Origin of the sequence: Brenneria alni (genome assembly GCF_003666245.1) — a bacterium.
GTDB classification, from domain to species: Bacteria; Pseudomonadota; Gammaproteobacteria; order Enterobacterales; family Enterobacteriaceae; genus Brenneria; species Brenneria alni.
On record NZ_MJLZ01000004.1, the window covers coordinates 146789 to 160280 of the forward strand.

Here is a 13492-nt window from a genome sequence, read left to right on the forward strand (position 1 = left end):
TTATCAGGCAACAGTTTCGCTGATCAGAGGTACGATCAGACTTGCATGATTCCCTTTCGGCCCTTGATGAACATCAAACCTGACAACCTGTCCAGCCTTTAGCGTTCGGTATCCGTCCATTTGAATTGTTGAGTAGTGAGCGAAGATATCTTCACCGCCCCCTTCAGGACAGATAAAACCAAAACCTTTGGCGTTATTGAACCATTTAACAGTACCTGTCTCCATGCATGACATCCTTCGCAAGAGTATTCTTTATATTAAGGTGTAGGTTATTTGGTTAAAGTGAATACGAATTGATTAAAACCTCATCAATTCAACTCTACACTTTAGTGAAATCGATCCCGGCGTCAAGCGATCCACATTTTAAGCCCTGGATCAGTTTGTCAAAATTTGATGCAGATAACGCTATTGGCGGCTTTTGTTCAGTGTTACGTAGCGAATTCGAGGGATAAGAAACAATGAGTCTTGCTTTCTGGCAGCGATTTTGGTTCCTGGATGGTAAAATAAAAACCAGACATGCTACTGTAAATACAGTTCAGTACGATGATATTCAGATGACGTTGGACAGACAATGGGAAACGACAAGACGTGGCCACAATCAGAGAACCTGACTGCAGATCAATACAAAGAAAAACTGCAACCGCCATCAATGTATAAAGTGTTATTGAACAACGATGATTACACGCCGATGGAATTTGTTATTGACGTTCTGCAAAAGTTCTTTTCTTATGATATTGAACGTGCAACGCAACTGATGCTGACCGTTCATTATCAGGGAAAAGCGATTTGTGGCGTATTCAGCGCTGAAGTGGCTGAAACCAAAGTTGTACAAGTAAATCGTTATGCCAGAGAAAATGAGCACCCGTTGCTCTGTACGCTGGAAAAAGCCTGAAGTCAGGCAATTTATTGGGGGAGGGGCCTATGCTCAATCAAGAACTGGAACTCAGTCTCAACATGGCTTTCGCCAGAGCGCGTGAGCACCGACACGAGTTTATGACCGTGGAGCATTTGCTGTTGGCTCTGCTCAGTAATCCGGCCGCACGTGAAGCACTGGAAGCCTGCACGGTGGATTTGACCGCGCTTCGCCAGGAGCTTGAAACCTTTATTGAACAAACCACGCCAACATTGCCGAAAAGTGATGATGAGCGTGAAACGCAGCCGACACTCAGCTTCCAGCGGGTGTTGCAGCGTGCGGTCTTTCATGTCCAGTCATCGGGGCGCAGCGAGGTTTCCGGGGCAAATGTCCTGGTCGCCATTTTCAGTGAACAGGAATCTCAGGCGGCATACCTGCTGCGTAAACATGATGTCAGCCGTCTGGACGTGGTGAATTATATCTCGCACGGCACGCGTAAAGAAGAGTCCGGGCAGGCGCCAAACCCGGAGCATCCCGTCAATGAAGAACAGGCCGGAGGGGAAGACCGTATGGAAAACTTCACCACCAATCTGAACCAGCTTGCGCGTGTTGGCGGTATTGATCCCCTTATTGGCCGGGACAAAGAACTGGAGCGAACCATTCAGGTTCTGTGCCGTCGCCGTAAGAATAACCCGCTGCTGGTGGGGGAATCGGGCGTTGGTAAAACGGCGATTGCCGAAGGGCTTGCCTGGCGTATTGTGCAGGGCGACGTGCCGGAAGTGATGGCGGAATGCACGCTGTATTCACTGGATATCGGCTCTTTGCTGGCCGGGACAAAATACCGGGGCGACTTTGAAAAACGGTTCAAGGCGTTGTTGAAACAGCTTGAACAAGATCAGAGCAGCATCCTGTTTATTGATGAAATTCATACGATTATTGGTGCGGGTGCGGCCTCCGGTGGTCAGGTTGATGCTGCCAACCTGATTAAACCTCTGTTATCCAGCGGCAAAATCCGCGTGATTGGATCTACAACGTATCAGGAATTCAGCAATATCTTTGAAAAGGATCGGGCGCTGGCGCGTCGTTTCCAGAAAATTGATATCACTGAGCCCAGCGTGGAAGAAACCGTACAGATCATTAACGGCCTAAAGCCGAAGTATGAAGCTCACCATGACGTACGTTATACGGCGAAGGCGGTACGTGCGGCAGTGGAACTGGCGGTGAAATACATCAACGATCGGCATCTGCCGGATAAAGCGATAGATGTGATTGATGAGGCGGGCGCCCGCAGCCGTTTGATGCCAATCAGCAAGCGAAAGAAAACGGTTAACGTGGCGGATATCGAATCTGTGGTGGCACGTATCGCCCGTATTCCTGAGAAAACGGTGTCGGCCAGCGATCGTGATGTACTGAGAAACCTGAGCGATCGCCTGAAAATGTTGGTGTTTGGTCAGGACAAAGCGATTGAAGCACTGTCTGAATCAATCAAGATGAGCCGGGCAGGGCTAGGGCAAGAGCGTAAGCCCGTTGGTTCTTTCCTGTTTGCCGGGCCGACTGGCGTGGGGAAAACGGAAGTCACGCTGCAACTGGCGAAAGCATTGGATATTGAGCTGCTGCGCTTCGACATGTCCGAGTATATGGAGCGTCACACCGTCAGCCGTTTGATTGGCGCGCCTCCGGGCTATGTCGGTTACGATCAGGGCGGTTTGCTGACTGATGCGGTGATTAAACACCCTCACTCTGTACTGCTGCTCGATGAAATCGAGAAAGCGCATCCTGATGTCTTCAACCTGCTGTTGCAGGTAATGGATAACGGTACGCTGACCGACAATAATGGCCGCAAAGCCGACTTCCGCAACGTTATCGTGGTGATGACCACCAACGCTGGCGTACGGGAAACCCAGCGTAACTCTATCGGGATCATCCAGCAGGATAACAGCACCGACGCGATGGAAGAGATCAAGAAAGTGTTTACGCCTGAATTCCGTAACCGTCTTGATGGCATTATCTGGTTCAATCATCTGTCTGCGGAGGTTATTCAGCAGGTGGTGGATAAATTCATCGTTGAACTACAGGCACAGTTGGATGCGAAAGGTGTATCGCTGGAAGTTAGTGACGAAGCGCGTGACTGGCTGGCAGAGAAGGGTTATGACAAAGCTATGGGCGCACGACCAATGGCGAGAGTGATGCAGGAAAACCTGAAAAAACCTTTAGCGAATGAACTGCTGTTTGGTTTGTTGGTCGATGGCGGCTCTGTCAAAGTTGAACTGGATAAAGAGTCTCAGCAACTGACTTATGGTTTCCAGAGCGCTCAGAAGCGTAAAACGGAAGGCGCAGTCCAATAAGGGGCAAGTCTGGTCGGTTATACGAAGTTAATAAGGTAAAGGGTGATGCTCAGGCATCACCCTTTTTTGTCAATGTTTTGCGCAAAGAGGCGTATCAATAGCCCAAACACAAAAGCCCTTGCCGATTACGGAAAGGGCAGCAGAGGTGGAACATCCTCGGATATCGCGTTATGTCAGCGATGGGTGAGCCGGTTAACGGCTACGGAAGACAATGCGGCCTTTGCTCAGGTCGTACGGGGTCAGCTCTACAGTGACTTTGTCACCCGTCAGGATGCGGATATAGTTTTTACGCATTTTACCGGAGATATGAGCGGTAACCACGTGCCCGTTTTCCAATTCAACGCGGAACATGGTATTGGGCAGCGTATCAAGCACGGTGCCTTGCATTTCAATATTGTCTTCTTTGGCCATCGAATCCTCTAGGTCTAACTACCTTTGTTTTTAACCGGCAAGATAATGCCGAAAAACCCACATTATGTAAAGGAGCGTTCATAAACTGAGTACTATTTATCAACTGCTGTTGTCTATTGTGGCATTGGTTGGGCTAGCGTTTGCGGCCACCAACAGCCATCAGCCATCGGGTTATCCCGCAACTGAAAAAGAAACTGCAAAAAGCGATCACGGGGGATTTCACATACTCCCAGGGAGGCGGTATGTGTGTTAAGCACCTGACAGTCGATCAGATAACCACCATGACGAATAAAATGTTGTTGAAATGTCAGCAAAGCGTATTTAGATGCATTATCGGCACGGCTGAACATTGACTCGCCGCAGAACAACCTACCTTGCGAAATACCATACAATCCGCCAACAAGCGTGCCATTCTGCCACACTTCGACAGAATGTGCTTGTCCTGACTGATGAAGTTCACTATAAGCCAAAATAATGTCCGGACTGATCCAGGTTCCGCCGTCCCGTTCATCGGCACAAGCGGTAATCACGTCATTAAATGCGTGGTTGAGCGTTACCTGAAAATCGTGCTTACGCAGAAATTTCTTCATGCTGCGACTGATATGAAATGCTCCCGGCAATAATACCGCCCGCGGATTAGGCGACCACCATAAAATAGGTTCGCCGGGGGAATACCAGGGAAATATCCCCTGCTGATAAGCCGCCCGCAGCCGGGCAGGAGAAAGATCGCCGCCTATCGCCAATAATCCATTTGGCTCATCCAATGCATTAATCGGGTCTGGAAAGCGAAGAGAGTCGGGTGAAAGCTGGTACAGTTGCATAATCGTCCGGGTGTAGGGTAAACAATGGCTTGCGCATGATACGCCATGCTATAAATTAAATGTGCTGATGAAATTGCCAGTAACGCCCCTGCCGGGACATTAATGCTTGATGATTCCCCTGTTCGATTATCTGACCGCCGTCCATTACACAAATACGATCCATTGATTCTAACGCATACAGCCGATGAGTAATCACAATCAGCGTTTTTCCTGCACAGTGCTGGCGCAGTAATTGTAAAATGCGCTGTTCGGTTTCAGCATCCAATCCTTCGGTTGGCTCATCCAGTAATACCAGCGGAGCCGCCGGCAACAAAGCCCGCGCAAGGCCGATACGACGCTGTTCGCCACCCGAGAGCTGGCGTCCGCCTTCACCAAGCCAGGCATTCAGCCCTTCATTCTCCAATAGCTTATCCAAACCGACCTGTTGCAACACCGTCACTAGCTGTTCATCACGGGCGGCGGGAGCGGCCAGTAACAGATTATCGCGTAACGTAGCGCTAAAAATATGAACACGCTGTGGCACGACGCTCATCATGCTGCGCAGATCATCCTCACGCCATGAAGATAATGGAAAACCGTTCAACGCTATTTCACCCTGTTCACAGTCCCATGCGCGGGTAAGCAGTTGCAGCAGGGTGGATTTACCACATCCGGTACGTCCAAGCAGCGCCAGATGCTCGCCAGCACGGATATTGAGCGAGATATCACTCAGGACGGGCAAGGGTTGATCCGGGTAGGTGAAGCTGACGCTATCTAAATCAAGCGAGGCCGCCTGTGCCACCGGCGGGCCTTGCTCCGGGAAGGTAATCTCCGTCGGCTGGCGGATGATCTGATCAACACGGGCGGCAGATGCGATGACCTGCCCCATATGCTGGAACGCGCCTGCTACCGGTGCCAGCGCTTCAAAGGCGGCCAGCGCGGCAAAGACGAATAGGGCAATCAACGCGCCGGGCTGCGTGTTTTCGCCAACGCCTGTCGCGGCCAGCCATAACATCAGGGTGACGGTCAGCCCACTACACAAAATCATCAGCGCCTGAGACAGGCCCGTCAGAGTAGCCTGCTGCTGTTGACGCGCCAGCCAGCGTATTTCTAACTGCGCCAATTGCTGACGCGAGGCTGATAGCGCGCCAAAGACGGTCAGTTCCGCCTGCCCCTGTAGCCAGCCTGTCAACTGGATACGATATTGCGCCCGTAAAGCCGTCAGTTCCTGCCCGATAGGCTGCCCTGCCCGATAAAACAGCACTGGCAGAAGCAGTAACAGGGACAGCATGATGGCGCACAATATCAGCGCCAGCGAAACGTCCAGCCAGCTTAAACCATAAGTGACGATCAGAATAACCAGCAGTGCGCTGACAATCGGAGAAATAACACGCAGGTATAAATGGTCGAGCGTATCGACATCGGCGACCAGCCGGTTCAGCAGGTCAGCTTGGCGAAACCTTGCGATACCGCCGGGAGAAAGGGGCAGGATACGAGAAAAGGTAAATACGCGCAGGTGTTGCAGAACGCGGAACGTCGCATCATGGCTGACCAGCCTTTCGGCGTAACGGCCTGCGGTTCGGGCAATGGCCGCGCCTCTCACCCCTGCTGCGGGCAGCATATAGTTAAAGGAGTATAATCCGGCGACACCTGCCAATGCCGCCCCGGCCAGAAACCAGCCGGACAACGCAAGCAGCCCGATGCTGGCCAACAGCGTCACGATGGCTAAAATGACGCCCAGACTCAAGCGCCAGATATGACGGCGATAGAGTGCCAGAAAGGGTTTTAAAACCTGCATTGCTTTTATTTGCGGCGACATATCATAACTCTCCCTGGCGTTGTGCCATCAGTTCAGCAAAGGCGCCGGATTGTGTGCTGAGTGCCTGATAATCACCCTGCTGCACTAACTGACCATGACTCATCACCCAAATGGCGTCGTAATCGATGGTGTCATTCAATTGATGCGTGACTAAGAGTGTGGTCTGATTACGCGCCGCCTCATTTAACGCCCCCATGACCCGCTGTTCACTGTGTGCATCCAGGCTGGCCGCCGGTTCATCGAGCAGCAGCAGGTGGCAGGGATTAATAAGCGCACGGGCCACCGCGACGCGTTGGGCCTGTCCCACTGAAAGACGTGCCGCGCCATCGCCAATGGGGGTATCTAAACCCTGTGGCAGTTGAGGCAGGAATTCATGTACATACGCCCGTTCAATGGCTTGTTGCAATTCATTGTCGGTGGCCTGCGGTTTTCCCAGCAAGATATTGGCCCGCAGGCTTTGTTCCGGCAGATGAGGGTTTTGTCCCACCCAGCTTAACTGCTTGCGCCACGATTCAGGTGAGAGCGTATTCAGCTCGATGCGGTTAACGGTCAGGGAACCGCGGTAAGGCAAGAAACCAAGCAGCGCATTCAGCAGAGAGCTTTTTCCCGCGCCGCTGATGCCAACCAGCGCGATACGTTTGCCCGCCCCCACGGTGAACGTCAATGGCTGAGTCAGCGGCGTACCATCAGGCGCCAGAATGATCAGATCGTTAGCACGGATTTCAATGGCGCCATCACTGCTGAATTCATGCTCTCCAGAACCGACGGTTTCGCCTTCCGCCGCCAGAAACGTCACCAATGATTCTGCGGCGCCGACAGCCTGAGCTTTGGCGTGGTAAAACGTGCCGAGATCGCGCAATGGCTGGAAGAATTCAGGCGCCAGAATCAACACCAGAAACCCGGCAAACAGTGTAACGCCCATACCGTAATGACCGAAATTCAGCTCTCCCAGATACGAAAAACCAAAGTAAACCGCTACTACAGCGATAGAAATAGAGGCGAAAAATTCCAGTACGCCGGAGGATAGGAAAGCCATGCGCAGCACTTCCATCGTGCGGATACGAAAGTCTTCGGAAGCGTTGCTGATTTGTTCCGTTTCCGCATCACCCCGATTAAACAGACGCAGGGTCTCTAATCCGCGCAGACGATCGAGAAAATGTCCGCTCAAACGCGCCAACGCCAGAAAATTACGACGGTTGGCATCGGCTGCCCCCATGCCCACCAGCGCCATAAAGAGTGGAATCAGGGGAGCGGTCAGCAACAGAATAAGACCTGCGGCCCAATTGATTGGAAAGATTGCGATCAGAATAAGCAGCGGGATCAGTGCAGCAAGATACATCTGGGGAAGATAGCGGGAATAGTAATCCTGCATATCTTCAACCTGTTCCAGAATCATGGTAGCCCAGCTTCCCGCCGGTTTCCCCTGAACCCAGGCCGGGCCTAACTGCTGTAGTCTGTCTAACACCAGCTTACGGATTTGTTGCCGTACAGCCTGCCCGCACATAAAACCCACCCGCTCCCGCAGCAGGCTATTTAATGCCCGCAGAACAAACGTGGCGACAAGCAGCAGAAAGGGCGAGAGCAAGGAATCACGCGGCGTATGATCCATAATCAAGGCATGTAGCAGCGAAGCTAATAGCCATGCCTGCGCAATAATCAGAACTCCACTCAGAAAACCGAGCAGCAGTGAAAGTCGCAACCAGCGCTGCGCCAGCGTGCTTTGTTGTTTTAGCCAATGCGTGAGTTCTTGCTGTCTGGTTTTTTTCATCAGATACCAGGTCGTTATTTGTATGGAAGAACGCTAATAAAAAATAACGTCTATATAACCGTTATTTAACAATGTTGCCGTCCTGTGCTCAGAATGCCGTCATGTTACCTCGACAAAATCACTCTGCAAACGAAAAGGCGGGAGATGATCAATTTTTGAGTGATAAAGCAGGGGGGGGACATATCTATCCGGGGCAGCGTTCGCCCCGGATGGCAAAAGCGTGTTAGTTGGCGGGGGTTAACCCATCCAGATAGCGTTCGGCATCAAGCGCCGCCATGCAGCCAGTACCGGCAGAGGTGATGGCCTGACGATAAATGTGATCCATAACATCACCGGCAGCAAAGACGCCGGGAATACTGGTTTGGGTCGCATTACCGTGGATACCCGACTGTACCTTGATATAGCCATTCTCCAGTTCGAGCTGACCGCCAAACACGGCAGTGTTAGGGCTATGACCGATGGCGATAAATACGCCAGCCAGTTCCAGCTCTTCGGTCGCATCTGTACGGGGATCTCGCAGGCGTACACCGGTTACGCCCATCTGGTCGCCGAGGACTTCATCAAGCGTACGGTCGGTATGCAGAATAATATTGCCGTTTTTCACTTTATCCATCAGACGGTCGATCAGGATTTTTTCTGAACGAAAGCTGTCGCGGCGGTGAATCAGATGCACTTCAGCCGCAATATTGGATAAATACAGCGCTTCCTCAACGGCGGTGTTGCCTCCGCCCACTACGGCAACTTTCTGATTGCGATAGAAGAAACCGTCGCAAGTGGCGCAGGCAGATACCCCCTTACCCTTGAAGGCTTCCTCGGAGGGCAGGCCTAAATAGCGGGCGGAAGCGCCGGTTGCGATAATCAGCGCATCACAGGTGTATTCATCGCTGTCGCCAAAAAGACGAAAAGGACGGTTTTGCAAATCGACACGCTGAATATGGTCGAATACTATCTCGGTATTGAATTTTTCTGCATGGGCCTGCATCCGCTCCATCAACAGAGGTCCCGTTAAATCCTCTGCGTCACCTGGCCAGTTTTCTACTTCGGTCGTGGTCGTTAATTGACCGCCTTTCTCCATGCCGGTAATGAGTACCGGATGTAAATTAGCCCGTGCAGCATAAACTGCGGCTGTGTATCCAGCTGGCCCTGAACCCAGAATCAATAACTTATGGTGTTTAACGGTACTCATGCGTTCCTCATTTCACGATGACGGACAAGAAATGTGATTGTAAGTAAATTATCTGAGTAAAAAAAGTGTGTGGCGAAGTTGTTAGCTATTTGTTTAATCGTTAATGACTATGTCCCCCATAAACTGCTGATAGATCAGCGACATTCATAAGAAAAATGACTAAGAACGCTTCAGAATACCGCTTTGCTTTAATCAATCTGGTACTTTCTTCTGATTTTAGTTGTTTTACTTTGACAATCCGCTGTGCTTTTGCGAAAACATCTGGGTAAGAGGAAATTTTTTGTATGCGAATAGTCAAAAGCTCGGCTTTTTATTCGCCGCTTGTCTGGCTGGTCATTGGGCCACGGATAATTCGTTTTTGCCTGGTTTGACAATTTTACCCATGTATAGTGCATAGCGATGACAGATAGCGGCGAAAGGGAAATGACGTTTGATATACAAAAAATAGGCAGCGGATCTTCTTTAGGGCGGCTCTGATACATTGAAGTTGGTCGGAGTGTAGCAGGTGCAGGGAAGAGTGAGAGAGACAATAATAATGGTAGATTCTAAAAAACGGCCAGGAAAAGATCTCGATCGTATCGATCGCAACATCCTGAACGAATTACAAAAAGACGGGCGTATTTCTAATGTCGAGCTTTCCAAACGGGTGGGATTATCTCCGACGCCCTGCCTGGAACGCGTACGTCGTCTGGAACGACAGGGCTTTATTAATGGCTATACCGCACTGTTGAATCCGCATTATCTGGATGCATCACTACTGGTTTTCGTTGAGATAACGCTAAATCGTGGTGCGCCTGATGTGTTTGAGCAGTTTAATTCGGCAGTTCAAAAACTTGAAGAAATTCAGGAGTGTCATCTGGTTTCCGGCGATTTTGACTACCTGTTGAAAACCCGCGTACCGGATATGTCCGCCTATCGTAAGCTGTTGGGCGAGACGCTGCTGCGGCTGCCGGGCGTGAACGACACCCGCACCTATGTCGTGATGGAAGAAGTTAAACAAAGCAATCGTTTGGTCATTAAGACCCGATGAATGCATGGGTGCAAAACCCGATAAATTCAGCTACACTCCTGTGAATTTATACAGTTTCAGCGCCGGGTTTTCCTCGGCGCTTTGTCATAAACCTTTACAGGCCCCTGGAGAGACGCTTGAGCCAGGAATATACAGAAGATAAAGATATTACCCTGAGAAAACTCAGTGGTGCCCGCCGTTTACTTGAAGCGATTTTGATCGTAGTGGCGCTTTTTGCTGTTTATCTTAGTGTCGCATTACTCAGTTTTAGCCCTTCGGATCCCAGTTGGTCGCAAACCGCGTGGCATGAACCTATCCACAACGTTGGTGGTGTGGCGGGCGCCTGGCTGGCTGACACCCTGTTTTTTATTTTTGGCGTGCTGGCCTATGCCATTCCCCCGATTATGCTGTGTCTGTGCTGGTCGGCTTTTCGTCAGCGTGATAACCAGAACTCGGTGGACTATTTTACCTTTTCGTTACGCTTGATCGGGACTCTGGCGTTAATTCTGACCTCATGTGGTCTGGCGGCGTTGAATATTGACGACCTCTACTATTTTGCCTCCGGCGGTGTATTAGGCAGCCTGTTAAGCAGCGCTATGGTTCCCCGGTTTAACAGCATGGGCGCGACGTTGATCTTATTGTGCGTCTGGGCAGCAGGTCTGACGCTGTTTAGCGGTTGGTCATGGTTGACGATCGCCGAAAAAATAGGTGCGGCGGTAATGGGCTGTCTGACATTTATGTCTAATCGCTCGCGTAGCGATAGCGGGCCTGAACCGTTGTCTCTTGACACCGCCGATAACCGGGATTCGTCTGAAGCGTCAGCAGATAGTGAGAATGACGCATTATTTTCAGCACCGCCGATAACCGGCGAGCCTGAAGAGGCGAACCCAGTGGAGCAGGAGAGGGAGCAGCAATTGCCCACCCCGGCGGCATCAGATTCGTCACCAATGATTTCGCCGGCAATGGAAAGGCAGCAGACTGATCAGCAGGTTGCGCCGGAACAAACTGCCGTCCGGCAGCAAATTGATGCCGCCTCAACGCTCAATCCGCCTCTGTATTCTTTTGAAGTGCCGGATACCGTTGCCGATCCTGATAGCCGTGCGGGGGCGTATCATCCTTATGGTAGCGCGGATATCCCGCCGATTGCGCAACCGCAGATCATCCATCCTATTGATCGGAGCTCCCAGAGTGGGCAGGCTGATACGCCAGAGGGAATGGCGGCGGCATTTAAGGCCACTAATACTTTTATGCCGGCCTTCAGTACTGATGATGAAAACAATTCGCAGGTAAAACAGGGGGTAGGGCCGGAATTACCCCGCCCAAACCCGGTGCGTATTCCAACTCGCCGCGAACTGGCCTCGTATGGCATTAAATTGCCATCACAGCGCCTGGCTGAACAACAGGCCAGAGCGTCGCACGTGCAGGAAGACACGGTTAACAACGGTACGACGCATGATGATGCGTCTCTGGATGATATTGCGCAGCAGGAAGCCGCGTTACAGCAGGAGTATATCCAACAGCAGCGTCAGCGTTATGGCGAAGACGCTCTTCAGCAGGAAGAGGATGAAAACGCGTTACTACAGGCGCAACTGGCTAAAGATTTTGCTGCGCAGCAGCAATCCCGTTATGGCGACGTGGATCAAGCGCCCTCAGACCAGCACGAACCGGCGCCGAACCATACTGCTTTGTCTGATGAAGAGCCTGCGGCGCCCATCCGTCAGCCAATAATGGATAGTCTGATTCATCCGTTCCTGATGCGTAACGAGCAGCCGCTGCAAAAACCGACGACGCCTTTGCCAACGCTGGATTTATTGACGTCGCCGCCGGTAAGTGAAGCGCCGGTAGATGATTTTGCGCTCGAGCAAACTGCACGTCTGATTGAGGCTCGTCTGGGGGATTATCGGGTAAAAGCGGACGTAGTCGATCACTATCCCGGGCCGGTAATTACCCGCTTTGAGTTGGATTTGGCGCCGGGCGTGAAAGCGGCGCGTATCTCTAATTTATCACGCGATCTGGCGCGTTCGCTGTCAGTTGTTGCGGTACGTATTGTGGAAGTTATTCCGGGCAAACCTTATGTGGGGCTGGAATTGCCTAACAAGCATCGTCAAACCGTTTATCTGCGGGAAGTGCTCGATTGCGCCAAATTCCGTGATAATCCTTCGCCACTGGCCATCGTGCTGGGTAAAGATATCGCCGGGCAGCCTGTGGTTGCCGATCTGGCGAAAATGCCCCACTTACTGGTGGCCGGTACGACCGGCTCAGGCAAATCCGTCGGCGTCAACGCCATGATCATCAGCATGTTGTATAAGGCGACGCCGGAAGAAGTGCGCTTTATCATGATCGACCCGAAAATGCTGGAGCTGTCTGTCTATGAAGGTATTCCGCATCTGTTAACGGAAGTGGTCACCGATATGAAAGATGCGGCTAATGCATTGCGCTGGTGTGTCGGTGAAATGGAGCGCCGTTATAAGCTGATGTCAGCACTTGGGGTCCGTAACCTGTCTGGATATAACGAGCGGGTCATGGAGGCGAATGCGATGGGGCGCCCTATTCCCGATCCGTTCTGGAAGCCGGGCGACAGTATGGACATGACGCCACCGGTTCTGGAAAAATTGCCTTATATCGTCGTTATGGTGGATGAATTTGCTGATTTGATGATGGCGGTGGGCAAGAAAGTTGAAGAACTTATCGCCCGACTGGCGCAGAAAGCCCGTGCGGCAGGTATTCACCTGGTGTTGGCCACGCAAAGGCCGTCAGTGGATGTGATAACCGGCTTGATCAAGGCGAATATTCCGACTCGTATCGCGTTTACGGTATCCAGTAAGATTGACTCGCGGACTATTCTTGATCAAGGCGGCGCCGAATCATTACTGGGGATGGGGGATATGCTGTATATGGCGCCCAACTCATCAATACCGGTGCGAGTGCATGGCGCATTTGTTCGTGATCAGGAAGTTCATGCCGTGGTGCAGGATTGGAAAGCACGCGGGCGGCCTCAATATATCGACAATATCGTCAGCGGCGGTGATGACGGCGAAGGGGGCAGCCTGGGTCTGGATGGCGATGAAGAGCTTGATCCCTTATTTGATCAGGCGGTTGCCTTTGTGGTGGACAAACGTCGGGCATCTATCTCCGGTGTGCAGCGCCAGTTCCGCATTGGCTACAATCGTGCTGCGCGCATAGTGGAGCAGATGGAAGCGCAGGGCATCGTCAGTTCTCCTGGTCATAACGGTAACCGTGAGGTGCTGGCTCCACCACCAATGGAGTAAATATATCAAGGGCTGCGGTTGCAGCCCTTGTG

General features: G+C 51.6%; 10 protein-coding genes. 4 read left to right on the forward strand and 6 right to left on the reverse strand.

Features of this window, described 5'->3' with window-relative positions; all coding sequences use genetic code 11:
• Positions 1-3: 3 nt before the first annotated feature.
• Positions 4-225 carry a cold shock-like protein CspD gene (gene cspD / locus BIY29_RS03715; RefSeq protein WP_121573801.1) on the reverse strand — a complete coding sequence of 74 codons (222 nt, stop codon included), beginning with the start codon at positions 223-225 and terminating at the stop codon, positions 4-6.
• A gap of 346 nt (positions 226-571) precedes the next feature.
• Between cspD and clpS the strand changes: the two genes are divergently transcribed.
• Both clpS and clpA read left to right on the forward strand, forming a co-directional pair.
• Positions 572-892: an ATP-dependent Clp protease adapter ClpS gene (clpS, locus tag BIY29_RS03725; RefSeq protein WP_121573802.1), complete on the forward strand. Its 321-nt coding sequence runs from the start codon at positions 572-574 to the stop codon at positions 890-892.
• Positions 893-921: 29 nt separating this feature from the next.
• Complete coding sequence (gene clpA, locus BIY29_RS03730; RefSeq protein ID WP_121573803.1) at positions 922-3198, forward strand: ATP-dependent Clp protease ATP-binding subunit ClpA; 2277 nt, start codon at positions 922-924, stop codon at positions 3196-3198.
• Positions 3199-3390: 192 nt separating this feature from the next.
• On the opposite strand, the gene infA is transcribed toward clpA, so the two are convergent.
• The 5 genes from infA to trxB form a co-directional block, all read right to left on the reverse strand.
• A complete protein-coding gene (gene infA, locus BIY29_RS03735) occupies positions 3391-3609 on the reverse strand; it encodes a translation initiation factor IF-1 (protein ID WP_002211347.1) in 219 nt (72 codons plus the stop codon).
• 113 nt (positions 3610-3722) lie between these two features.
• Entirely contained in the window at positions 3723-4430 is a 708-nt protein-coding gene (gene aat, locus BIY29_RS03740) for a leucyl/phenylalanyl-tRNA--protein transferase (protein ID WP_121573804.1), read from the reverse strand.
• A 55-nt stretch (positions 4431-4485) separates the two neighbouring features.
• A complete protein-coding gene (cydC, locus tag BIY29_RS03745) occupies positions 4486-6207 on the reverse strand; it encodes a heme ABC transporter ATP-binding protein/permease CydC (protein WP_121573828.1) in 1722 nt (573 codons plus the stop codon).
• A gap of 22 nt (positions 6208-6229) precedes the next feature.
• The gene (gene cydD, locus BIY29_RS03750; protein ID WP_121573805.1) at positions 6230-7996 is read right to left on the reverse strand and encodes a heme ABC transporter permease/ATP-binding protein CydD; all 1767 of its coding nucleotides are present in this window, start codon (positions 7994-7996) and stop codon (positions 6230-6232) included.
• A 223-nt stretch (positions 7997-8219) separates the two neighbouring features.
• The gene (gene trxB / locus BIY29_RS03755) at positions 8220-9182 is read right to left on the reverse strand and encodes a thioredoxin-disulfide reductase (RefSeq protein ID WP_121573806.1); all 963 of its coding nucleotides are present in this window, start codon (positions 9180-9182) and stop codon (positions 8220-8222) included.
• Positions 9183-9717: 535 nt separating this feature from the next.
• On the opposite strand from trxB, the gene lrp reads away from it, so the two are divergent.
• Positions 9718-10212, forward strand: coding sequence for a leucine-responsive transcriptional regulator Lrp (gene lrp / locus BIY29_RS03760; protein WP_121573807.1), 495 nt, complete (start codon positions 9718-9720; stop codon positions 10210-10212).
• A gap of 116 nt (positions 10213-10328) precedes the next feature.
• Complete coding sequence (locus BIY29_RS03765) at positions 10329-13460, forward strand: DNA translocase FtsK 4TM domain-containing protein (RefSeq protein ID WP_121573808.1); 3132 nt, start codon at positions 10329-10331, stop codon at positions 13458-13460.
• The last annotated feature ends 32 nt before the right edge of the window (positions 13461-13492 follow it).